Source organism: Arthrobacter sp. 2RAF22 (assembly GCF_052115325.1).
Lineage (GTDB): Bacteria > Actinomycetota > Actinomycetes > Actinomycetales > Micrococcaceae > Arthrobacter.
The window spans coordinates 64216-85608 of the sequence record NZ_JBFRGL010000003.1; the positions used below are offsets into that span (position 1 = coordinate 64216).

Here is a 21393-nt window from a genome sequence, read left to right on the forward strand (position 1 = left end):
ATCAGCGAACTGACCATCACCGCACTCCGCTTCGGCTTCCTGCTGTTGCTCTGGATACTGATCTTCAGCATCGTCTCGACCATGCGTCGCGATCTCGTGATCGGCCGCAAGGCAGCCATGGGAACTCCGACGGCGCGCGAAGTACGCAAGCATCCGGAGCTCGCCCCGGCGCCGCCCCAGCCCGTGAAGCAGCAGGCGCACCAGCTCGTCGTCGTCGAGGGCCCGCTCAAGGGCACCACGCTTCCTTTGGCCGCGAGCCCCATTCTGCTGGGCCGCGCACAAGAGGCCACCTTGGTCCTCGAGGATGATTATGCTTCGGGCAGGCACGCGCGCTTGTTCCCCCAGGGCAGCCGATGGTTCATCGAAGATCTTGGCTCCACCAACGGCACCTACCTCGCCGATCAGCAACTGACCCGAGCCCTGCCGGTGGAGCTTGGCGTCCCCGTGAGGATCGGCAAGACGGTCATCGAATTGAGGGCGTAGCCCATGGCTTCCCCCCAGCCTTCCGAAGGCAAGGCGCTGCCTCCGGAGCTCCCCCTCATCATGCGTTACGCGGCGCGGTCCGACGTCGGGCGTGTCCGCTCGAAGAATGACGACTCCGCATATGCCGGCCGGCATCTTGCCGTCGTCGCGGACGGCATGGGCGGGCACGCGGGCGGGGACGTCGCCTCGGCATCCACCGTGCTGGACATGATCCACCTCGATCACGATTCCTACCCGGACGGCGCGGAAACAGTCCTCGCGGACGAAATCCAGACTGCCAATTCCCTCCTCTCCGAACTCGTCCACGTAGACCCGAAGCTCGCGGGCATGGGCACCACGGTCACCGCCCTGCTGCTCGAAGGCAGGCGGCTGCACTTCGCGCACATCGGCGATTCCCGCGCCTACCGCCTGCGCAATGGCAAATTCGAGCAAATCAGCGTGGACCACACTTTCGTGCAGAGGCTGATCGACGAAGGCCGGCTGCGCCCCGAGGAAGCCGAAACCCACCCGCACAAGAACGTCCTCATGCGCGTCCTGGGCGACGTGGACGCCAGCCCCGAGCTGGACCTCGACGAGCTCGACGTCGAACCGGGCGAACGCTGGCTCCTCTGCTCCGACGGCCTGAACTACGTCCAAGGCGCAGTCGTGGAGCAAGTAGTCCGCGAAACCAAGGACCTCGCCGAATGCGCCGAGCTCCTTATTGAGCTCACGCTCGCCAACGGGGCTCCGGACAATGTCACCGTGGTGCTGTTGGAAATCGTGGAAGAGACCGGCGATAACCTCAGCACGGCCGCCGTCGACGTCGTCCCGGAAGCTCAGACGCCGCCGAAAGCGGCCGATCCCGCGAAGTCCGCACCGAGCAAGGACAGCGCGCACGGCAGCGATGCGGCGGCCCCGGCCAAAAAGTCCGGAGCCAACAGCCCCGCGGCCGACGGGGTCACGCCGGCCGTAGCCCCGCCGGAAACAACGTCCGACGCCGGGCCATCCGCCGCCGCGGAGCCCGCAGCGCCGGGTCCTGTAGCGGGTTCCGCAAAACCTGCCGGGACCACCGAGCCTCCGACGGCGACAGACCCGCACCTAGGCGAGCACCTGTCGGCGGAGATCCTCCGCGAAGAGCTCGCAAGCCGTCCGCACGAGCTGGTCGGGGCTGCCGCGACCGCGGCCGATACGGGTTCGATCCCGACCATAGCCGGACGCAGCGTTGCACGCCGGGCTGCCACGGTGCTGACCCACAAGGCCGAACAGGACCGCCAGGATCCGCAACCGCTTGTCGCCCGGAAGCGGCGCTGGTTGACGCCGGCCATTGCCGCCGTCTTGGCCATCTTCGTGGTCGCCGGGCTGTGGCTCGGCTATGCGTGGACGCAGACTCGCTACTACGTCGGTGAATTCAATCAGCACGTCGCAATATTCAACGGCATTTCGCAGAGCCTGGGCCCGTTCCAGCTCTCGAAAGTCGAGGCCACGACGAACATCCGCATGGATTCCTTGCCTGAATTCACGCAACAAGTCGTTCGCCAGACCGTTCCGGCGCGGGATCTGGCCGATGCCCAGCAGATTGTGAAAAACCTTCAGGAAAAGGGCACCACCGGGCTTCCAGTCACATGCCCCACAGGCACGGCCAAACCGACGGCGAGTCCCTCGCCCACAACAGGCCCCACGCCGGCGAGCCCGAGTCCCTCGAACCGGCCAACATCGTCGCCGACGTCCACGGCGGTCCCTACGTGCGCGGTGTCCCCATGATCCTGGCCACCACCACACCCAGGCCGCGCCGCAACGTCGAGCTCGTCCTGCTGGTCCTTGCCCTTGCTGTGGGAATCGGCGCCAGCGCCATGGTCGGGCTCAACAGTCCGGCCGCGTTCGACGCCGATTTCTGGTTCCAGTCGAGTCTCTTGATCGTGGCGGCATTCGCTTTCCACATGATCCTCAGGTTCCGCGCGAAATATGCCGATCCGATCATCCTTCCGATCGTGGTTGCACTCAACGGCTTGGGACTGGCCCTGATCCATCGCATGGACCAGCCTGGCGAGGACACGGGAAACAACCAGTTGCGCTGGACCCTCCTGGCCATGGCCGTGTCAATCGTTGTGATCTGGTTCCTCAAGGACCACCGCATCCTTCGCCGCTTCACCTTCATCTCGCTGGCGGCCAGCGCGGTTCTCCTTGTATTGCCGCTGGTTCCCGGAATCTCCGCCGGCGAGGTGCTGGGCGCGAGCGTCTGGATCCGGATCGGTCCCATGACTTTCCAGCCAGGCGAAATCGCCAAGATTACCCTGGCTATATTCTTCGCAGGCTATCTTTCCTCCAACCGGGACCTCATCCTGCTTGCCGGCCGCAAAATCGGCCCCATGCAATTGCCGCGCTTCAAGGATCTTGGCCCCATGATCACGGCTTGGCTCGTGAGCATCGGCATCCTCGTGTTCCAGCGGGACCTCGGCACCTCGATCCTTTTCTTCGGCTTGTTCATCGTCATCATCTATGTGGCAACAAGCCGGATCAGCTGGGTAGTCATCGGCGTCGCACTGATCCTGGGTGGCGGATTCCTGGCGTCCAGGTTCTTCTCGCACGTCGCGTTCCGCCTGGACAGCTGGTGGAACGCCTTCACCCCGGAAGTCTTCGACCGGTCCCCGGGCGGCAGCGGACAGATCGTCCAGGGCCTCTTCGGCATGGCCGACGGCGGCCTCGGAGGCACAGGGCTCGGACAAGGCCGGCCGGATCTGGTGCCGTTCGCCAACAGCGACATGATCGTGGCCCTCATCGGTGAGGAACTGGGACTGATCGGTCTTTTTGCCGTCGTGATGCTCTACATGCTGCTCTTCACCCGGGGGTTCCGCGCTGCTCTTGGCGCGCGGGACGCGTTCGGCAAACTCTTGGCTTGTGGCCTGTCCTTTGCCATAGCGCTGCAGTGCTTCGTGGTGATCGGCGGCGTCACCCGGCTGATCCCGCTGACGGGACTCACCACTCCATTCCTTGCGGCAGGCGGTTCCTCCTTGCTTGCCAACTGGATCATCGTGGGCTTGCTGCTCATGATTTCGAACACCGCGCGCGGCCCGGTGGACACTACGCCCATTACCCATGCCCCCACAGAGGCGGTGCAGACCTCATGAACCATTCCATACGCAATGCGTGGATGGCAGCAGTTGCCATGTTCGCCCTCCTCTTTGGCGCGATCAGTTATGTCCAGGTCATCGGCGCCGGCGACCTCAACGACAATCCGTGGAACCAGCGCGCTGTCCTGGCGAACTACTGCAACGACCGCGGTGCCATCATCGTGGGCGGCAAGCCAATCGCCGAATCCGTTGCCGGAGACGAAACCTGCAAGTACCAGCGCAGTTACGCCCAGCCGGAGCTTTATGCGGGGATCACGGGATACTTCTCCAGGACCTATGGGTCCACCGGGCTTGAGCAACAGCTCCGGGATGAACTGGCTGGCAGCTCCGACCAACTCTTCCTGGACCGTGTGAGCCAGATTTTCCTTGGGAGCCAGCCGAAGGGCGCCTCGGTGGAATTGACCCTTGATCCCGTGATCCAGAAGCTCGCCTACGACCTCATTCCTGACGGCCAGCGCGGCTCGATCGTCGTCACCAATCCGAAGACGGGCGCCATCATCGCGATGGTCTCCAAGCCGTCCTATAACCCCAACCTGATCGCCACGCACGATCCTGCCAAGGAGAAGGCCGGTTACGACCAAATCAACCAGGTCCCCGGCATCAACCTGAACCAGTCCGTGAGCGGACCCACCGGCGAGCTGTTGGCGCCCGGTTCCGTGTTCAAGCTCGTCGATACGGCGGCAGCATTGAGCTCCGGGAAGTACAACAAGGACAGTGTCCTGCCGAACCCGGACAGTCTGCCGTTGCCCGGTTCCAGCGCCTCGCTGCCCAACTATGCCGGGGGCAACTGCTCCACCCGCAACACCGCCGATTTCGCTTTCGCCCTGGAACAGTCATGCAACACGCCCTTCGCCAGCATTGCCCTGGACCTGGGCCAAAACGCGATCGCGGACCAGGCCAGCAAGTTCGGCTTCGGACAGGATTTCGGGGACCAGCTCAAGCTGCAGTCCGCGGTCAGCGTCTTCCCCAAGAACCTGGACCAAGCAGCGCTGGCCCAGTCCGCCGTCGGGCAGCGTGACGTCAGGGCCACTCCGCTGCAAATCGCCATGATGACCGCCGCTATTGCCAATAAGGGCGTCCAGATGAAGCCGAACCTCATCAAGACTGTGCGGGCACCTGACCTGCGTGTCATCAGCGAGCCCAAGGCCGAGGCGCTGCGTACTTCCACCACGCCCGATATCGCCAACCAGATCACGCAGTGGATGACCGACGTCGTGTCCCAGGGCATTGCGAGCGGCGCCGCAGTGCCGGGAGTCCAGGTGGCCGGCAAGACCGGTACCGCGCAACTCGGCGATTCAGGCTTGAACAACTCATGGTTTACCGGGTTCGCCCCGGCCAACGACCCGCAGGTAGCCGTCACCATTGTCATGGAAGGCGTTGATGTGTCTACCGGCGCAAAGCTAACCAGTCCGAACGCGAAGAAGATTTTTGAGGCGGTGTTGAACAAGTGAGGCCTACGTCAGGAATCACCCTCGGCGGCAGGTTCCAGCTGACCAGTCGCATAGCGATTGGCGGCATGGGAGAGGTCTGGAGGGCCAAGGACCAGATCCTTGGCCGGATCGTCGCCATCAAGGTACTCAAAGAGGAATACACGGGCGACCCCGGGTTCCTCCAGCGGTTCCGCGCCGAGGCCCGCCACACCGCGTTGCTCAATCACGTGGGGATCGCCAACGTCTTCGATTACGGAGAGGAAGACGGCTCCGCCTACCTGGTCATGGAATTGGTGCCGGGTCAGCCGCTGAGCAGCATCCTGGAGCACGAGCAGGTCCTTTCACCGGACCGCACCCTGTCCATCATTTCCCAAACCGCCCGGGCGCTGGCCCCTGCACATGCCCAAGGGCTGGTACACCGGGACATCAAACCGGGCAACCTCCTGATCACGCCGGATTTCCGTGTCAAGATCACCGACTTCGGTATCGCCCGCCTTGCCGACCAGGTTCCGCTCACGCAGACCGGCCAGGTCATGGGTACGGCGCAATACCTGGCTCCGGAGCAGGCCACGGGACAAACAGCCACAGGCGCCTCGGACATCTACTCCCTGGGGATCATCGGCTACGAGTGCCTTACAGGGCACCGTCCTTTCTCGGGCGAATCCCAGATCGCGATTGCGCTGGCCCAGGTCAACGACGCCCCGCCGCCGCTGCCTGAGAGCCTGCCCACCCCCATACGCGCCCTGCTGATGTCCATGCTCGCCAAGGATCCGAAGAACCGTCCCGCGGATGCCATCAAGCTGGCCGAAGCCGCGGAAGCGATCCGCGCTGGCGATATCGCAACGGCACACGCGGCCGTCCCGGGGATGTTGCTGTTCGAATCCGCCACGGGCCCTATCACTGCTCCTACGGACATTGCCACCGCGCCCACCGGCATCGTCACCTCGCCCTACGGCAGGGAAGCACGGTCGACGTCGACGTCCGCGCTCCCGGTGATTGGCGCCGCCGCTGCGGGAGCCGCTGCGGTGGGGGCTGCCGCCGAAGGTGGAAATCCGCTGGCCCGTGCCAATGCCCTGGCCGCCGAACGCAGCTTGGATCAGGCCGACGAGCACAACGCGTACATCCATGAAGAAGAGGAGTACCAGGAGCAAGAGCCGCCGCGGAAGAAACGCAGCCCGTGGACGTGGCCGCTCATCGCGCTGATCGTGCTCGTGTTGCTCGCCCTGGTGGGGGCGCTCCTGACCCAGTCAGGGTTGTTCTCGCCGAGCAGTCCAGCACCGGCTAGCACCACTCCTCCGTCCCAGGTCTCGAGCGCACCGCCAACCTCGGCAAGTCCGAGCCCCACGGAAACCTCGGCCACCCCGACGCCCACTACGTCCACCCCGGATACCATCAACCTGATCCCGGAGCAGTACAAGGGACAGCCGTACGACAAGGTGCGCTCGGACCTCAATGCACTCGGCCTCGCGGTCAACGGAGTCCAGGTCTTCGATCCATCCACGCCCGGCACTGTCATCGACATCAATCCTTCCGGCCCGGTGGCCAAGGGATCGACCATCACCGTCAGCTACTCCAAGGGACCGCAGATGGTCACCGTGCCGACCATCGGCAAGGGAGCCACTGAATCACAAGTACAGGCCGCTATCGAAGGTGCGGGCCTGCGCTGGGTTACTGGAGCCACTGTTGATGGAGCAACCGGCCAGGCGCCGGGAACTTTCGTCAGTTCCGATCCCGCGGCCGGGCAGAAAGTACCCGCCGGGTCCGTCGTGACCTATCACTTGTCCAAGCCGAACTCGAACCCGTCTCCTTCCACTAAGACCACCCCGTAGGACACCATGCCAACCGGACGCTCTACACCTGCCCACAGAGAGGACAGCACCCCAATGACATCCCAGCGCGTCCTCAACGGGCGGTACGAACTCGGTGAATTGCTCGGCCGTGGTGGCATGGCCGATGTCTACAAGGGCGTCGACACTGTCCTTGGACGAACCGTGGCGGTGAAACTGCTCCGCGCAGATCTTGCCCGTGATCCGCAGTTCCACGCCCGCTTCAAGCGCGAGGCGCAGGCGGTGGCGGCCTTGAACCATTCCTCGATCGTCGCTATCTACGACACGGGCGAGTACACGGTGTCCGGCGGGCCGGGCGAGGACGTCCGGGTCCCATACATCGTCATGGAATACGTGTCCGGCCGGACTGTCCGCGACCTGATCCGTGCCAAGGAACTGGACATCGATCAGGCCATCGAGTTCATCCTTGGGGTCCTTGCCGCCCTGGAGTACAGCCACAAGGCCGGGATCGTCCATCGCGATATCAAGCCGGCCAACGTCATGGTGACCGGAGAGTCAAACGACGTGAAGGTCATGGACTTCGGAATCGCACGGGCGATGGCCGATTCCGCGGCAACCATGACCCAGACGCAGGCCGTGGTTGGTACTGCCCAGTACCTGTCGCCCGAGCAGGCCCTCGGCGAGACCGTGGACGCCCGCAGTGATCTGTATTCCGCGGCGTGCCTCCTGTTTGAAATGCTGACGTCCCGTCCTCCGTTCACGGGAGACAGCCCTGTCTCGGTGGCCTACCAGCATGTCCGCGAGATCCCGGAGCCCGCCAGCACCTTCAATCCAGCCGTTTCAGAGGCACTCGACAGTGTCCTGGCCAAGGGCCTGCAGAAGAATCGCGCCGATCGTTTCCAGGATGCGGCTGCCTTCCGGCGGGCCTTGCGTGCGGCCAAGAACGGCGTTGCGGTCCCGGCCCTGGCCGCCGGCACCCCAACGGACGTCACGGAGGCGGTGCCGTTGACGCAGCCGATTCCGGAAGGCGGCTTGGCGCGCGGCCTGGTGGGCGCCGAATTCCTGGACAGCACCCTGAGCGGAGGGCCGGAAAACGGCCTGGCCGCCGGCGGCCAGGACATGCTGGCCCGGGAGGCGGCGGAGACTGAGGCAGAGCACGACGGCGCCATGCCGCTTGGGTTCGCCCCTGAACGCGAGCGGACCGCCCGGCAGAAGTCCCGCCGTCGTGCGTGGACCGCAGTGGTTGTTATTTTGGTGCTACTGGTCTTGGCCGGCGGCGGATTCTGGGTGTACAGCACGGTGAACCAGAAGCCGACCCCGCCCCCGTTGATCGCGGTACCGGCGGTGGCCGGCATGAGCGAGGCCACGGCGTTGCAGACGCTGTACGGCGCCAATCTCAGCCCGGAGTCGCACCATGTCCCGGATGACAAGGTCCCCAAGGGGACTGTGATCAGCACCGACCCTGGCGTGGGGTCCCAAGTGGCGCCGAAATCGCACGTCATGCTGAACGTTTCTGACGGGCCGGTCTCGGCGACTGTCCCTGCAGGCCTGAGCGGGCTCACCGAGGCCGCTGCACGCGACCTCCTGCGCCAGGCCGGACTCGTGGGTGGGTCGAGTACTTTGGCCAATAGTGCCACCGTTCCCGCGGGCTCCGTCATCAGCACCAAGCCCGCTTCGGGAGCTGTAGTGGGCGTGGGCAGCACCGTCGACCTGGTGGTGTCCACGGGCAAGGTAGCCGTGCCTCAACTCGTCGGATTGAGCGAGGCCGATGCAGAAGCGCTGCTCAAGGCGAACGGCCTGGCCATCGCGGTCACCGAACAGGAGAACTCGCAAGTAACCCCTGGAAAGGTGACGGGCCAGGGCGATGCCTTCAATTCCCTGGTAGAGCAGGGCAAGACCATCAGCGTGATTGTCGCTAAGGCTCCCGCCCCGCCCCCGAGTCCCACCCCGACCCCCACGCCGTCGCCTAGCGACACCAAGGGCGGCGGAGGCCTGGGCGGACTAGGCGGCTAGCGCTGGATCAGCGGGCTCAGGGTGGCAGCACGGGCGGCCGCCCCGGACATTCCGAGTGATTCAAGCCAGTTGCCCAGCATGAGGTAGCCGCCTTCGGTGAGCACCGATTCCGGGTGGAACTGCACCCCGCACAACGGCGCCGAACGATGCTGCAGGCCCATGACAACCCCGCTGGCGGTTTCGGCCGTGATTTCCAGGACGTCGGGGATGCTTTCCCGGACAGCCGCGAGGGAGTGGTACCGGGTGGCCGTCACCGGCGAGGGCAGACCGGCGAAAACGCTCTTGCCGTCGTGCTGCACAGGTGAGGTCTTGCCGTGCATCAGCTCCGGGGCATGCGTGACAGTCCCGCCGTAGGCCTCGGCCAGCGCCTGGTGCCCAAGGCACACCCCGAACATCGGCTTGTTGTTGTCTCCGCACCATTTGATCAATTCAATGCAGACGCCGGCTTCGGCGGGAGTCCCGGGGCCGGGGGAGATCAGCACGCCGTCGCGCGCGTCCGCCAGCTCGATCGCTTCGGCGAGGGTGACGTCGTCGTTCCGGACCACTGTGGTTTCCGCGCCGAGCTCCTGCAGGTAGCCGACCAGGGTGTAGACGAAGCTGTCGTAGTTGTCCACGACGAGGATTTTTGTTGTGCTCATGGCTGCTGTGCTGAACCAATCGTTGAGTCGGTGAAGGTAGTGAATTGTGACATCCAGGGGAAGAGGAACTGGACCATCAGGACAAGCGCGCATGCCACGAGTGCCGCTGATGTCAGGATACGCACCCAGAGGGGTCCCGGGAGGTGGCGGAAGATCCATCCGTACATGGCTTAGCCCTTTCCGGCCGTCTGGGCGACTTGCTTGGCGATGTCCTGCGGCGGCCCGGCTGATGCCGGCTGCCAGCTTTCCAACAAGGAGTAGGCGATGATGCGTTCTTGCGCACCGAAGCGCGGATTGCAGCTCGTCATGGTCAGGTAGCTTTCGGTGGGCGTCGCACCTGGTTGTGTGGGGACCGGCAGAAGGACGTCCGTCCGCGAGGGCAACACGATCTGGTTGTTGCGGAAGACATACGTGTAATAGCCGTCTTTGGTCTGCACGTAGATTTTGTCGCCCGGAACCAGAAGGTGGATGTTGTCCAGCACTGCGCCGTGGGTCTGGCGGTGGCCGGCGACGGCGAAGTTGCCCGGGGCTCCGGGCATGCTCGTGGTTCCGTAGTGGCCGAGGCCCAGCGTATCCAGGATGTCGGAACCGGTGCCCTCGATGATGGGCCGCGAATAATCCGCGCCGAATCGAGGGATGTACATGATGCCGATCATGCCGCCGTGTTCGGGAGCCTCGGCAACCACGGGCTTCCCGTAGTCGGGCCGTGCAGCAGGGTTGGCAGGGACAACGGGTGCCACCGGTCCCGCGAAACTCTTGGCAAAACCCTGGACGGCCTGGCTTTGCTTGGCATCGGCTTCGACGTTGGTCCACCACAGTTCCCACGCCACAAAGAGCAGCAGGATAAGTCCGGCGGTGACGAGCAACTCGCCCACGACCTGGACGATCTTGCGCACGACGTCCCCCGTGCTTGGCCGTCCCTTGCGCCTCGCCGGGCGCGGCTTGTGTCCCGCGGGGCCGGAACCCTCCGCGCCGGTTCCTGTGCCGTCGTCCGGCACGGCAGCGGCTTGCTGCGTCTGCTGCTGCGCCACTGGATCTCCTCTTTGCAGGCGCGGATGCCCGACGACGAGCAGCCCCCGAAATCCGGCTAGACTTGACTGCTAGAACGAACCCCGGAATTGCCGCGTGCGCGTTGACCGCTGGAATTTTCCTTCCTGCAGGATATCAAGCCGGCGCGCGGCCTTTCATTCAGCCGGCCAAGGAGGAACCGTGCCCGAGTCCAAGCCCCGCAAGAGGGCCGCCCGCCCCACCGAAGCGGCCACCACGCAGCAGTACAAACCGAACCCCATCTGGTACAAGCCAGTCATGTTCGGTCTCATGATCATCGGCCTGCTGTGGATCATCACGTTCTACATCACCAGCGGCCAGCTTCCCGTACCTGCATGGGCGTCCTGGAACATCGTGGCGGGCTTCGGCATCGCGATCGTCGGCTTCCTCATGACCACGCGCTGGCGCTCCTGAGCGGCGACCTCACATTTCGGCCGCCTGCAGCGTCTACCAGACATGACCACCAGGCACACAACCATTGATTCCCCGCTGGGCCGGCTCACGCTGACTGCCCAGGACGATCTGCTGACCGGCATTTTCTTCGAGGGTCATTGGCATATGCCGCCATCGGAGTTCTTCGGTGAGGCCGTACCGGCTGAGGATCCCTTGTTCCAGCAAACCGCTCTTGAACTGGGGGAGTACCTGGCTGGCGAGCGGACCGTGTTCGATGTCCCGTTCAAGGCTTCAGGGAATCCTTTCCAGGAGCGGGTCTGGGCAAGACTCGAAGAAATTCCGTACGGGGAAACCGTCAGCTACGGGGAATTGGCCACTGAACTGGGCGATCGCAACCTTTCCCAGGCCGTCGGCTCGGCAGTCGGCCGCAATCCGCTGAGCATCATCATCCCGTGCCATCGGGTTGTGGGGCGCGACGGGAAGCTCACCGGTTACGCCGGCGGCCTCGACAACAAACGGTTCCTCCTGGAACTGGAAGAACCAGCGGCGGCAAAGGAAAGCAAGCTCTTCTAATGGAGCCCAAGAAGCCGTTCGAGCTGGTGGTCCGCGAGCACGGACCCACGGTCCTGCGCGTGTGCCGCGCGGTCCTCGGCGACCATGACGCGGAAGACGGCTGGTCCGAGACTTTCCTCTCCGCTTTGAAGGCCTACCCCGAACTACCGGCGGGTGCCAATGTCCAGGCCTGGCTCGTCACCATCGCCCACCGCAAGTCCATCGACATCGTCCGCTCCAGGAACCGCCGGCCGGTTCCCGTGGACGAACTGCCTGTGCGACCGTCCGGACTCGGCATCCCCGGCGACGGTCGCCGGGAGGTGCTCGACGCCGTCGGGCAGCTTCCGCCGAAACAGCGCCAAGCTGTGGCGTACCACTACCTCGCCGGGCTCCCGTACAAAGAAGTCGCCGGGCTCCTCGGCGGAACTCCCGACGCCGCGCGCCGCGCGGGAGCCGACGGCGTCAAGGCGTTGCGCACCATTCTCCTCGACAGCTCCTTGAGCTACGTGAAAGAAGAAACCCCATGACCATCCACCACGACGATCCGGACGTCTCCGAGCTGCTCGCTCCCCTCGAATCCGCAGAACCGGCCATCATGCAGCGGCTCCACGACCGCCTCGCAGCGGCTGCGGCGGAGCAGCACACGCTCGATATTGCCTACCGCACAGTGGATTCCCCGATCGGCAAACTGCTCCTCGCCGCCACGGAACGCGGCATGGTGCGCGTGGCGTTCGAAGTGGAAGACCACGATGCCGTACTGCAGCTGCTCGCGGAAAAGCTCAGTCCGCGGATCCTTTTCTCGGCGAGCCGCCTGGATCCGGCTGCCCGCGAACTGGACGAGTATTTTGCCGGGACCCGGCACCAATTCGACGTCCCCTTGGATTTCAGCCTTTCGCGCGGGTTCCGGCTCAGCGTCCTGGAACATTTGCCGCAGATCGCCTACGGCCATACGGAAAGCTACGCGCAAGTGGCCTTGGCCGCCGGAAGTCCGCGGGCCGTGCGCGCCGTCGGCACCGCTTGCGCCACCAACCCGCTGCCGGTGATTGTGCCTTGCCACCGGGTGGTGAAATCCGATGGATCGTTCGGCAACTACCTCGGCGGCACGGAAGCCAAGCGCGCCTTGTTGGCTCTTGAGGCAGCATGAGTTCCGGGTGGACGGAACCGCTGTTTCCCCTTGAGTTGCCGGACGCGCCCGACGCCGGTCCCCGGGTGATCGCGCCCGGCGCGGTGCACGTTCCGGGCTGGCTGAGCCTTGAGCAGCAACGGTGGATAGTGGCCCGCTTCGAAGAGTGGACGCGGGGTCCCGTCCCCTTGCGTGCCGCCGTCCTTCCCGGCGGCCACCCGATGTCCGTACGGACAGTCTGCCTCGGCTGGCACTGGCAGCCCTATCGATACACACGCGAGGCCTTTGACGTCAACGGGCGGCGGGTCCTCGACTTTCCTGACTGGATGGTGCGCCTGGGCCGCAAAGCAATGTTGGAGGCGTACGGCGACGCCGCCGAAGCCGCCAGGTATACGCCGGACACCGCGCTGGTGAATTTCTACGACGAGACCGCCAAGATGGGGATGCACCAGGACAAGGACGAAAAGTCCCGGGCCCCCGTGGTGTCCCTCAGCATGGGAGACAGTTGCCTCTTCCGCTTCGGAAACACGGAGACGCGCACCAAGCCGTATACCGACGTCGGGCTCTCCTCTGGGGACCTCTTCGTGTTCGGAGGCGCTTCCCGTTTTGCGTACCACGGAGTCACCAAAGTCCTCCCCGGAACGGCTCCTGAAGGTTGCGGGCTGCCGAGGGGGCGGATCAACATCACCATGCGCGTCACGGGAATGTCGTAGGACCGGGGCACAATGGCAACAACAGCTTCTGCCCGGCTTCCTGTGGAGGAACAGCTATGAACCCGCCCGAGAACGGCACCATCATTGGCGACGACGGCCTTGCGCGTCCGCCGTGGGCATCCGTTGACCCGCTCATGCGGGAGTACTACGACCACGAGTGGGGCATGCCTGTAAGGGACGAACGGGGCTTGTATGAGCGCATCAGCCTCGAGGGCTTTCAGGCGGGCCTGTCCTGGGCCACCATTTTGCGCAAGCGGGAGGCATTCCGGTCCGCTTTCCTGGACTTCCACCCTGAAAGCGTCGCGGCTTTCACGGAGGCGGACGTGGAGCGGTTGATGCAGGATTCGGGAATCGTCCGCAACCGCCTCAAGATCCGTGCGGCCATCACCAACGCCAAGGCGACGATCGCCTTGCGGAGCGAGGGCGGGTTGGTGGACTTCGTGTGGTCGTTCCAACCGGAGTCGACGCCGGAACCGCGAACCTTTGCCGACGTCGCTACCCAATCGCCGGAATCGATTGCCCTGTCCAAGGCGCTGCGGAAGAAGGGCTTCGCGTTCGTGGGCCCCACCACCATGTACGCGCTGATGGAGGCGATCGGGATGATCGATACCCACCTTCTGGACAGCCATCGTCGGGGCAGCTCGGGAGTTTGGCTCTGATACCCACCCTCTTTCCACAGAAGTGCGTAACTTTATCCACAGCTGTGGACAATTCATGTGGACATCCATGTACATGAAGCCGGGATCCCCGACATTCAGGCGATAGCCGAGCACCCATGCCTTGGTCTCGTGGTTTTACCCAGTGTGTACAAGGCTGTGGATAGTGTCCGCGGGTTCACGGAGAGTTCACTCCCGAGGTATTGAGAACTTCATTCTGGCCCCGCTCATCACGGACCCATCAGCTTCCGGTTCGCTATCCCGGGTCCGCGATATCGGTTTAGTCGGGATGTGTGAAAGAATCTGCGTATGAATGCAGATAAGAGTGCTTGCTCGCTGGGGGTCGATAGCCAATACGTTGAATTGGCTGTGGAAGTATTCGCGATGCTGGCTGACGCCACGAGGGTCCGGATCGTCCTGGCGCTCCGGAACGGCGAAATGGCCGTCGGAGCTCTGGCGGAACTCCTAGGGAAGTCTCCGGCCGCAGTGTCGCAGCACCTTGCCAAAATGCGCTTGGCGAGAATGGTTTCCACGCGACAGGACGGAACCAGGGTCATGTACCGCCTCGAGAACGAGCATGCCCGCCAGCTAGTCGCGGATGCAATATTCCAGGCGGAGCACGCCTTGGGCGGTACCCCGGCACACCACCGCGCAGAACAGGAATCGGCATGAGCGGTCATCCGCAAGTTGGTCATCACGAGCACCACGTGCACGACCACGACCACGACCACGACGGACACTCCCATACGCACCACAAGGGTCTCAAGGGGTGGCTGTATGAGCTCTTTGTCCCGCACACCCACGATTCCGCCGATTCAATCGATGATGCCCTCGAGTCGAGTACGCAGGGCGTCCGGGCACTGAAGATCAGCCTTTTCATACTCCTGGGCACCACGGTCCTGCAGTTTCTTGTGGTCCTCATCAGCGGCTCCGTCGCATTGCTGGCCGACACAATCCACAACTTCTCGGACGCGCTCACCGCAGTGCCATTGTGGATCGCGTTCATACTGGGACGTCGTGCGGCAACCCGTCGCTACACCTATGGATACGGGCGGGCGGAGGATCTTGCCGGGCTTTTCATTGTCGGCGTCGTAGCGCTTTCAGCAGTGGTCGCCGCATGGCAATCCATCGATCGCCTTTTCCATCCCCAACCCCTGCACAATCTGTGGTGGGTTCTTGCGGCCGGAATCATAGGCTTTGCGGGCAATGAAATTGTGGCCGTCTACAGGATCAGGGTCGGCCGGCAGATCGGGTCAGCTGCGCTGGTTGCTGACGGCGTGCATGCGCGCATTGACGGATTCACCTCCCTCGCAGTGGTGCTTGGAGCCGGCGGCGTTCTGCTCGGTTTCCCTTTGGCGGACCCGATTGTCGGCCTGCTGATTTCGGCCGCCATCATCGTCCTGCTTTGGGGAACGGTTCGCAGCATCGGACGACGCCTGATGGACGGTATAGAACCCGAGGTGCTGGACAGCGCCCAGGCGGCGTTGGAAATGACACCCGGTGTATTCTCGGTGCCAAAACTGCAACTGCGTTGGGTCGGCCATCGCCTGCAGGGCGCCACGACTATCGTCGTCGCCGACGCGCCGCTGTCAGCGATTGAAGAAACCGTCGGCGAGGCCAGGCGCCGGCTTGAACACGCGCTCCCCAAGCTCGACGACATGGTGATACAGACCGTTACGGACGCTTGCCGCTGATCGACCGGATCCAGTTCCCAACCGCTCCCCAGCCGCTGCGGTTATGATGGCCCACTGAACCTTATGTTGAGCCACTGACCCGATCTTGAGCCAACGAACCGGACCCGCCGGCCGCCCTAGATCCACGAAAGAAGATGCCCATGAGCCAGCAAGCGATTCTGGCGAAGCCTCGCCGAAACGTGGAGATGGTGCTGCTGGTGTTGGCACTTGGCGTCGGCATTGGGGCCCTTGCAATGACCAGTGTCGACAAGAAGGAAGCCCTCGACGTTGGATTCTGGCTTCAGGCCGGTACCTTGACGGCGCTGGCGGGGATCTTCCACGTCGTCCTGCGGTTCAAGGCAAGGTATGCGGATCCCGTGATCCTCCCGATTGTGGTGGCTTTGAACGGCCTCGGTATCGCCATGATCCGACGCTTGGATGCCTCAAACGGTACGACTGCCGGGGCTAATCAGCTCACATGGACGATCGTTTCGGTCCTGGTCGCGGCCGCCGTTTTGTGGTTATTGAAGGACCACCGGCTTTTGCGCCGTTACACCTTCATTGCACTTGCGGTCAGCGCCGCCCTCCTTATCCTTCCCCTCGTGCCCGGCATTTCGGCCGGCGACATCAACGGCGCGAATGTCTGGATACGCCTCGGTTCACTGCAGTTCCAGCCCGGCGAGATCGTGAAGATTACGCTGGCCGTCTTCTTCGCGGGCTACTTGTCCTCCAACCGGGACTTGATCCTGCTGGCCGGCAGGAAATTCGGGCGCCTGCAGTTCCCCAGGATCAAGGACACCGGGCCCATGATCACCGCGTGGGCCGCGAGCGTGGGCGTACTGGTTTTCCAGCACGACCTCGGCATGTCCATACTGCTGTTCGGCCTATTTATCGTAATGATCTACGTTGCCACAAGCCGGGCCAGCTGGCTGGTCCTCGGCGTCGTGCTCATGCTTTTGGGCGGATACGCCGCAGCAAAGATTTTTTCCCATGTCGGCTTGCGCATTGACGCGTGGATCAACGCTTTCGACCCCCAGGTCTTCACCCGATTCCCCGGAGGCAGCGCCCAGATTGTCCAGGGCCTCTTCGGGATGGCCGACGGCGGCCTGATCGGCAAGGGCCTCGGGCTCGGGAGCCCTGACCTGGTGCCTTTCGCGAACAGCGACATGATCATCGCTTCCCTTGGTGAAGAACTCGGCCTGATCGGGCTGTTCGCGATCGTTCTCCTCTATTTGCTCCTTTTCACGAGAGGGTTCCGGGCCGCCCTGGGCATCCGGGATGCTTTCGGGAAGCTCCTTGCCTGCGGGCTGGCCTTCTCCATGGCCCTTCAGTGCTTCATCATTATCGGCGGCGTCACCCGCCTTATTCCCCTCACGGGGCTCACGACGCCGTTCCTCTCCGCTGGCGGGTCCTCCCTCCTCGCCAACTGGATCATCGTCGCCCTGCTGTTGCGGATCAGCGACGCTGCGCGCAGGCCCCAAACCGTTGCGTCCCAGACCGAACACGTTCCGGTCTGACACCCTTACGGACACCGGTCAGCTACCACGTGGCGAGCGGCCCAAGTGGTCCCCACCGCCACCCTCGCCTCGCAAGGCCCCGCGGCCAGGGAACCCTCCCGGCGTGGGCCCAGCTAGTCCCCACCGCCACCCTCGCCTCGCAAGCTCGGCCAGGGAACCCTGGCGGCGTGGGCCCCGCAGTTGTTGTCGTTTTGGAGCCTCATAACGACAACAACTGCGAGCTAGTTGGGTTAGCGGCGCGCCGGCACCTTAAGTCGAAGTTACGCACTTAACAACAGGCAGCTACCCACAAGTTATCCACAGTTGGGGAAAAACCGTGCCTGCATAGTGGAAAACTCCCGGAACGGCGGGCCTCAAGGGGCAGCAAAGACAACGAACTACAGCGATGTGAGTTATTAACAATGTTGATAACTCTGTTGATACCGCGCTCTTTTGGCTGCGAACACTGAGGTTGTCCACACACCCCCGGATAACCCACTTCTTATCCACATACCCACAGGCGTGTGGGCAAAAGTTATCCACAGGTGTGGACGTTAATCGCCGGAGAAAAGCGCAACCCCTGCCATCTCGCCCTACAGTGTCCATTCACCATCGAACTACAAGCTTGTAAGTTACGCACACTGTGGATAAGGCCTGTGGAAAACATATCCAAAAGTCTTGACGGACCTGAAAGCGCAGTTCTAAGCTGGTGTTATTCAATGAACTAGTTGATAAACCATCTGCTTGAGTACGGCGGAGGACCCCGAAATCCGCGATCCTCAGGCCCGACCCACCAGGGGAGAAGCATGCCGGGCACGATTGCTGCAGCGGTGCTGGACCCGGAAGACCAGCTCAACAGGGCGTTCATGGCCCTCGCCGATCCTGTCCGCCGCAAGATACTCGCGCGGTTGGCCTTGGGCGATGCCACCGTCAACGAGATCGCCCAGCCCTTCACCGTCACCCTCCAAGCCATCTCCAAGCACCTTCAAGTGCTCGAGGGCGCGGGCCTCATCACAAGGAGCAGGGAAGCGCAGCGCCGTCCCTGCCATTTGAACACCACAGCGCTGGGTCCCTTGGCTGAGTGGATCGAGAACTACCGTCTTCAGGCCGAGGAACGTTTCGCCCGGCTGGACGAACTATTGGCCAGCACAACCGACAAAGACAGTCCCGAAAAGGAGAAGAACAATGAGCACCAACACAACAACCATTGACGTCGCCGCGGGCACGCCGTTCATCGATACGAGCCGCGACTTCGACGCCGCACCCTCGCGTGTGTTCCAGGCTTTCACGGACCCCGAACTCGTCGTCAAATGGCTGGGTCCGCGTCGCCTGGAAATGCGCCTGGAGTCATACGACGCGCGCACAGGCGGCAGCTACCGCTACACGCATGTGGACGAACAAGGCAACGAGTTCGGTTTCCGCGGGGTCTTCCACGAGGTCCAGGAGCCATTGCGGATCATCCAGACCTTTGAGTTCGACGGCGCCCCGGGGCAAGTCACGCTGGATACCACCAGGTTTGAAGACCTCGGAGGCCGCACGCGCGTAGTGCAGCACTCCGTGTTTCCTTCGGTGGAAGCCCGGGACATGGCAGTAGCCAGCGGCATGGATGCGGGCATCAAAGAGTCGATGGACCGCTTGGAGGAACTCCTGGGGTAAAGCCAGGGAGCTGTTAGCCCGCTGTGGCCCGAAGGACGGTAGCGAGGACCAGAATCCCGGCCACCAGGGCCATGCCTGCGGTCTGCAACAGCGCCTGGCGGGGTCCACGCGGAGCAAAGGCAATCACGGCGGCGCACAGGCCACCCGTGATCAGGCCGCCCAAATGGGCCTGCCAGGCAATGCCGGGGACAACGAAGCCAATCACGCCGTTGATGGCAATGAGGATCCACAGCTGCCGGGTGTCTCCGCCGCGCCGGCTTTGAACTACCAACAGTGCGCCAAAGAGGCCGAAGATGGCGCCGGACGCACCTTCCACTCCAGTGGGAGGCAAAACAGGTGTCAGAAGTAGGAAACCGACAGAGCCGCCAATGGCGGACAACAGGTAGACGGCCAGGAAGCGGATGCGCCCCAAGACCGGCTCCAGCACCTGGCCGAAAATCCAGAGCATGTACATGTTGAGCACGATGTGCAGGACAAAGCCCTGGGAATGGACAAAAGCGCTGGTCAGCATCCGCCAGGGTTCGAAGGCCCCGTATTGCGGAGCGGCGTAGACGGACGCAAAAGCGAGTTGATTCTCCACGACACCGCCGGGAATCAACCATTGCAGCACGTACACCAGGGCACACAGCCCGATAAGTATGTACGTCGCCAAAGGACGTCCTGTCGCAATGGCGCCGCCATAGGCGGAACGCACTGCCGGCGTCGAACGCTTCATTTCATTGACGCAGTCAATGCATTGGAACCCGACGGCGGCCGCCCRCTGGCATTCGGGGCATGCGGGACGCCCGCAACGCTGGCACCGCACATAGGAGGGCCTGTCCGGGTGCCTGGGGCACACCGGAATGTCTGCTGACGGCTCTGCCGCCGGGATTCCGTAACTCATATGCTGTTCAGGCTCCGGGGATCAGAGCTGGACAATGTCGATGCTGTTGATGACGACGTCTTCGACGGGGCGATCGCCCATGCCGGTGCGGACAGCCTCGATGGCGTCTACAACTTTCTTGGACTCTTCGTCTGCAACCTCACCGAAGATGGAGTGCTTGCCGAAAAGCCAGTCGGTGTTGACCGTGGTGATGAAGAACTGGGAACCGTTGGTGCCCTTGCCCATCTGGATGCCGGCGTTGGCCATGGCCAGCTTGTAAGGGGCGTTGAAGTTGAGTTCCGGGTGGATCTCGTCGTCGAACTTGTAGCCCGGACCGCCGATACCGCGACCGAGGGGATCGCCGCCCTGGATCATGAAGTCTTTGATGATGCGGTGGAAAATCGTGCCGTTGTACAGCGGGGTACCAGTCTTGTCTTCACCGGTCTCCGGGTGCGTCCAGGACTTTTCGCCGGTGGCCAGGCCAACGAAGTTGGCTACCGTCTTGGGCGCGTGGTTGCCGAAGAGGTCAACCACGATGTCACCGAGGCTCGTGTGGAAAGTTGCTTTTGCGGTTGCGATGGTCATATCGCCATTGTTTCACGCAGGGTCAACGCCGGGGCGGCCAGGAGGGCGGTTCCGCGCTCGGTGAAATCTTCCATGAATCCGCTGGATGAATAGCCGGTGCCGAACAAGCGACGTAGGCTAACAACAAACGAGCATGTTGATCGGGAGGTAGTTGTGAAGAAATCGGACCGGATTGCCCGCGAACTTGAACACACCGTTGTGAATGGTGTCGAAAATGCCAAGGACTGGGCGACACCGCGCGTCGAAGCAGCTGTGAACTGGGCTGTTCCCCGCATCCAGCACGGAATCGACACCGCGTCGCCGAAGCTCCAGGAAGGCCTGAAATCGGCTGCCTACAACCTCGCCGACGGCGTTGCAACCGTCACGCCGAAGCTCCAGGAAGGCCTGGCGAACCTCGCGCCGAAGATCCACGACGTCGTCGAGGACGCCTCACCCAAGATCCAGGAAGCCCTTAACAAAGCCACCCCGGCGCTCAGCCACGCGCGGGACAAAGTTGTTGAGGAGTACTTGCCCAAGCTTTCCGAGCAGCTCGGGCAAGCCTCCGTGGTTGTCCACCAGGCCCTCGAGAATGCACCCGCGCAGRTGGACGCAGTCGCCCAGAAGCTGGTGGACTCGGGAGTGGTTCACAATCTGCAGGAGCAAGCACAAGCCACAGGGGCCCAGCTGAAAGCCGCGGCCGAGGAAGCGTCCAAAACAGTCTCGAAAGAACTGGCCAAGACCCGGAAGCCCAAAAAGCGCGGTCTCCTGATCTTCACGGTCATTGCAGCAGCTGCCGCGGCCGGCGTCGCCGCATGGAAGGCCAGCCGTCCGGTGGAGGACCCGTGGAAGACCCCGGCCCCGGTAACGCCGTCGCCGGTGCCCGCCGCGGCAGCAGCCGAGAAGGTCGCTGACAAGGCGAACGAGGCCGCCACCAAGGTAGCTGACACGATTGACGACGTAAAACTCAACGTTGCTGAGAAAGCCGAAGCCGTAGCCGAGAAGGCAAAGCACGCAGTCGAGGACGCTACGGACACTGCAGCAAAAGTGGCAACCGACGCCAAGACCGCGGTAAAGAACATCGCCGCCAGCCTCCACAAGGACGAAGCGGCCAAGGACCAGCCGGCCACAGACGAAGCCGGCAAGCACGAGGCCTAGGCAAATAGCCATATTCGCTCCACGTTGAAGGGATCCCGGTTCGCC

General features: G+C 63.3%; 22 protein-coding genes. 18 read left to right on the forward strand and 4 right to left on the reverse strand.

All coding sequences use genetic code 11. From position 1 onward, the window contains the following. The 6 genes from AB4068_RS04915 to pknB are packed head-to-tail and all read left to right on the forward strand — an operon-like array spanning window position 1 to window position 8820. Window positions 1-483, forward strand: a complete 483-nt coding sequence (locus AB4068_RS04915; protein ID WP_059390255.1) for an FHA domain-containing protein FhaB/FipA — start codon at window positions 1-3, stop codon at window positions 481-483. A gap of 3 nt (window positions 484-486) precedes the next feature. Then, complete coding sequence (locus AB4068_RS04920; protein WP_441432819.1) at window positions 487-2223, forward strand: protein phosphatase 2C domain-containing protein; 1737 nt, start codon at window positions 487-489, stop codon at window positions 2221-2223. Continuing rightward, the gene (locus AB4068_RS04925) at window positions 2220-3587 is read left to right on the forward strand and encodes an FtsW/RodA/SpoVE family cell cycle protein (protein ID WP_059388888.1); all 1368 of its coding nucleotides are present in this window, start codon (window positions 2220-2222) and stop codon (window positions 3585-3587) included. Before AB4068_RS04920 ends, AB4068_RS04925 begins: the two co-directional genes overlap by 4 nt. Continuing rightward, on the forward strand, window positions 3584-5041 hold the full coding sequence (locus AB4068_RS04930; protein WP_059388886.1) for a penicillin-binding transpeptidase domain-containing protein: 1458 nt from the start codon (window positions 3584-3586) through the stop codon (window positions 5039-5041). The genes AB4068_RS04925 and AB4068_RS04930 overlap by 4 nt, the downstream gene beginning before the upstream one ends. Further along, window positions 5038-6849, forward strand: a complete 1812-nt coding sequence (locus tag AB4068_RS04935; protein ID WP_441432820.1) for a protein kinase domain-containing protein — start codon at window positions 5038-5040, stop codon at window positions 6847-6849. Before AB4068_RS04930 ends, AB4068_RS04935 begins: the two co-directional genes overlap by 4 nt. A gap of 6 nt (window positions 6850-6855) precedes the next feature. Next, window positions 6856-8820 carry a Stk1 family PASTA domain-containing Ser/Thr kinase gene (gene pknB, locus AB4068_RS04940; RefSeq protein WP_441432821.1) on the forward strand — a complete coding sequence of 655 codons (1965 nt, stop codon included), beginning with the start codon at window positions 6856-6858 and terminating at the stop codon, window positions 8818-8820. Here the strand turns inward: pknB and AB4068_RS04945 are convergent. Further along, entirely contained in the window at window positions 8817-9458 is a 642-nt protein-coding gene (locus AB4068_RS04945; RefSeq protein ID WP_059388885.1) for an aminodeoxychorismate/anthranilate synthase component II, read from the reverse strand. The two genes, pknB and AB4068_RS04945, sit on opposite strands and share 4 nt — an antisense overlap. A 170-nt stretch (window positions 9459-9628) precedes the next feature. Next, window positions 9629-10489 carry a class E sortase gene (locus AB4068_RS04950; RefSeq protein WP_370872250.1) on the reverse strand — a complete coding sequence of 287 codons (861 nt, stop codon included), beginning with the start codon at window positions 10487-10489 and terminating at the stop codon, window positions 9629-9631. Between the two features lie 178 nt (window positions 10490-10667). Here AB4068_RS04950 and AB4068_RS04955 point away from each other — a divergent pair, with 178 nt between their 5' ends. The 11 genes from AB4068_RS04955 to AB4068_RS05005 all read left to right on the forward strand — a co-directional run bounded on the left by AB4068_RS04955 (window position 10668) and on the right by AB4068_RS05005 (window position 18767). Continuing rightward, window positions 10668-10919 (forward strand): cell division protein CrgA, encoded by a 252-nt coding sequence (locus AB4068_RS04955; RefSeq protein ID WP_059388883.1) that lies wholly within the window; start codon window positions 10668-10670, stop codon window positions 10917-10919. Window positions 10920-10961: 42 nt separating this feature from the next. Next, entirely contained in the window at window positions 10962-11471 is a 510-nt protein-coding gene (locus AB4068_RS04960) for a methylated-DNA--[protein]-cysteine S-methyltransferase (RefSeq protein WP_441432822.1), read from the forward strand. Then, on the forward strand, window positions 11471-11977 hold the full coding sequence (locus tag AB4068_RS04965) for an RNA polymerase sigma factor (RefSeq protein WP_307054150.1): 507 nt from the start codon (window positions 11471-11473) through the stop codon (window positions 11975-11977). The genes AB4068_RS04960 and AB4068_RS04965 overlap by 1 nt, the downstream gene beginning before the upstream one ends. After that, window positions 11974-12594 (forward strand): methylated-DNA--[protein]-cysteine S-methyltransferase, encoded by a 621-nt coding sequence (locus AB4068_RS04970; protein WP_332603072.1) that lies wholly within the window; start codon window positions 11974-11976, stop codon window positions 12592-12594. Before AB4068_RS04965 ends, AB4068_RS04970 begins: the two co-directional genes overlap by 4 nt. Beyond that, entirely contained in the window at window positions 12591-13286 is a 696-nt protein-coding gene (locus AB4068_RS04975) for an alpha-ketoglutarate-dependent dioxygenase AlkB family protein (protein WP_306963395.1), read from the forward strand. Before AB4068_RS04970 ends, AB4068_RS04975 begins: the two co-directional genes overlap by 4 nt. Window positions 13287-13342: 56 nt before the next feature. After that, the gene (locus AB4068_RS04980; RefSeq protein WP_059388881.1) at window positions 13343-13945 is read left to right on the forward strand and encodes a DNA-3-methyladenine glycosylase I; all 603 of its coding nucleotides are present in this window, start codon (window positions 13343-13345) and stop codon (window positions 13943-13945) included. Between the two features lie 306 nt (window positions 13946-14251). Beyond that, the gene (locus tag AB4068_RS04985; protein ID WP_059388880.1) at window positions 14252-14614 is read left to right on the forward strand and encodes an ArsR/SmtB family transcription factor; all 363 of its coding nucleotides are present in this window, start codon (window positions 14252-14254) and stop codon (window positions 14612-14614) included. After that, window positions 14611-15636 (forward strand): cation diffusion facilitator family transporter, encoded by a 1026-nt coding sequence (locus AB4068_RS04990; RefSeq protein WP_441432823.1) that lies wholly within the window; start codon window positions 14611-14613, stop codon window positions 15634-15636. Before AB4068_RS04985 ends, AB4068_RS04990 begins: the two co-directional genes overlap by 4 nt. A gap of 140 nt (window positions 15637-15776) precedes the next feature. Next, the gene (locus AB4068_RS04995; RefSeq protein ID WP_284988568.1) at window positions 15777-17132 is read left to right on the forward strand and encodes an FtsW/RodA/SpoVE family cell cycle protein; all 1356 of its coding nucleotides are present in this window, start codon (window positions 15777-15779) and stop codon (window positions 17130-17132) included. Window positions 17133-17917: 785 nt separating this feature from the next. After that, entirely contained in the window at window positions 17918-18322 is a 405-nt protein-coding gene (locus AB4068_RS05000; RefSeq protein WP_059388877.1) for an ArsR/SmtB family transcription factor, read from the forward strand. Then, window positions 18297-18767, forward strand: coding sequence for an SRPBCC family protein (locus AB4068_RS05005; protein WP_284988567.1), 471 nt, complete (start codon window positions 18297-18299; stop codon window positions 18765-18767). The genes AB4068_RS05000 and AB4068_RS05005 overlap by 26 nt, the downstream gene beginning before the upstream one ends. A 13-nt stretch (window positions 18768-18780) precedes the next feature. Here the strand turns inward: AB4068_RS05005 and AB4068_RS05010 are convergent, their stop codons facing one another. Further along, on the reverse strand, window positions 18781-19650 hold the full coding sequence (locus AB4068_RS05010) for a rhomboid family intramembrane serine protease (protein ID WP_441432824.1): 870 nt from the start codon (window positions 19648-19650) through the stop codon (window positions 18781-18783). Between the two features lie 21 nt (window positions 19651-19671). Beyond that, entirely contained in the window at window positions 19672-20214 is a 543-nt protein-coding gene (locus AB4068_RS05015) for a peptidylprolyl isomerase (protein ID WP_059388874.1), read from the reverse strand. A gap of 153 nt (window positions 20215-20367) precedes the next feature. Here AB4068_RS05015 and AB4068_RS05020 point away from each other — a divergent pair, with 153 nt between their 5' ends. Then, window positions 20368-21348 (forward strand): hypothetical protein, encoded by a 981-nt coding sequence (locus AB4068_RS05020; RefSeq protein ID WP_441432825.1) that lies wholly within the window; start codon window positions 20368-20370, stop codon window positions 21346-21348. Window positions 21349-21393: the final 45 nt, after the last annotated feature.

Excerpts from the sequence above, each read along its gene's own strand:
- AB4068_RS04970 (WP_332603072.1), top strand. The coding sequence starts at position 11,974 with ATGACCATCCACCACGACGATCCGGACGTCTCCGAGCTGCTCGCTCCC.
- AB4068_RS04985 (WP_059388880.1), top strand. The coding sequence starts at position 14,252 with ATGAATGCAGATAAGAGTGCTTGCTCGCTGGGGGTCGATAGCCAATAC.
- AB4068_RS04965 (WP_307054150.1), top strand. The coding sequence starts at position 11,471 with ATGGAGCCCAAGAAGCCGTTCGAGCTGGTGGTCCGCGAGCACGGACCC.
- pknB (WP_441432821.1), top strand. The coding sequence starts at position 6,856 with ATGCCAACCGGACGCTCTACACCTGCCCACAGAGAGGACAGCACCCCA.
- AB4068_RS04960 (WP_441432822.1), top strand. The coding sequence starts at position 10,962 with ATGACCACCAGGCACACAACCATTGATTCCCCGCTGGGCCGGCTCACG.
- AB4068_RS04995 (WP_284988568.1), top strand. The coding sequence starts at position 15,777 with ATGAGCCAGCAAGCGATTCTGGCGAAGCCTCGCCGAAACGTGGAGATG.
- AB4068_RS05000 (WP_059388877.1), top strand. The coding sequence starts at position 17,918 with ATGCCGGGCACGATTGCTGCAGCGGTGCTGGACCCGGAAGACCAGCTC.
- AB4068_RS04975 (WP_306963395.1), top strand. The coding sequence starts at position 12,591 with ATGAGTTCCGGGTGGACGGAACCGCTGTTTCCCCTTGAGTTGCCGGAC.
- AB4068_RS05015 (WP_059388874.1), bottom strand. The coding sequence starts at position 20,214 with ATGACCATCGCAACCGCAAAAGCAACTTTCCACACGAGCCTCGGTGAC.
- AB4068_RS04920 (WP_441432819.1), top strand. The coding sequence starts at position 487 with ATGGCTTCCCCCCAGCCTTCCGAAGGCAAGGCGCTGCCTCCGGAGCTC.
- AB4068_RS04980 (WP_059388881.1), top strand. The coding sequence starts at position 13,343 with ATGAACCCGCCCGAGAACGGCACCATCATTGGCGACGACGGCCTTGCG.
- AB4068_RS04945 (WP_059388885.1), bottom strand. The coding sequence starts at position 9,458 with ATGAGCACAACAAAAATCCTCGTCGTGGACAACTACGACAGCTTCGTC.
- AB4068_RS05005 (WP_284988567.1), top strand. The coding sequence starts at position 18,297 with ATGAGCACCAACACAACAACCATTGACGTCGCCGCGGGCACGCCGTTC.
- AB4068_RS04925 (WP_059388888.1), top strand. The coding sequence starts at position 2,220 with ATGATCCTGGCCACCACCACACCCAGGCCGCGCCGCAACGTCGAGCTC.
- AB4068_RS04990 (WP_441432823.1), top strand. The coding sequence starts at position 14,611 with ATGAGCGGTCATCCGCAAGTTGGTCATCACGAGCACCACGTGCACGAC.
- AB4068_RS04930 (WP_059388886.1), top strand. The coding sequence starts at position 3,584 with ATGAACCATTCCATACGCAATGCGTGGATGGCAGCAGTTGCCATGTTC.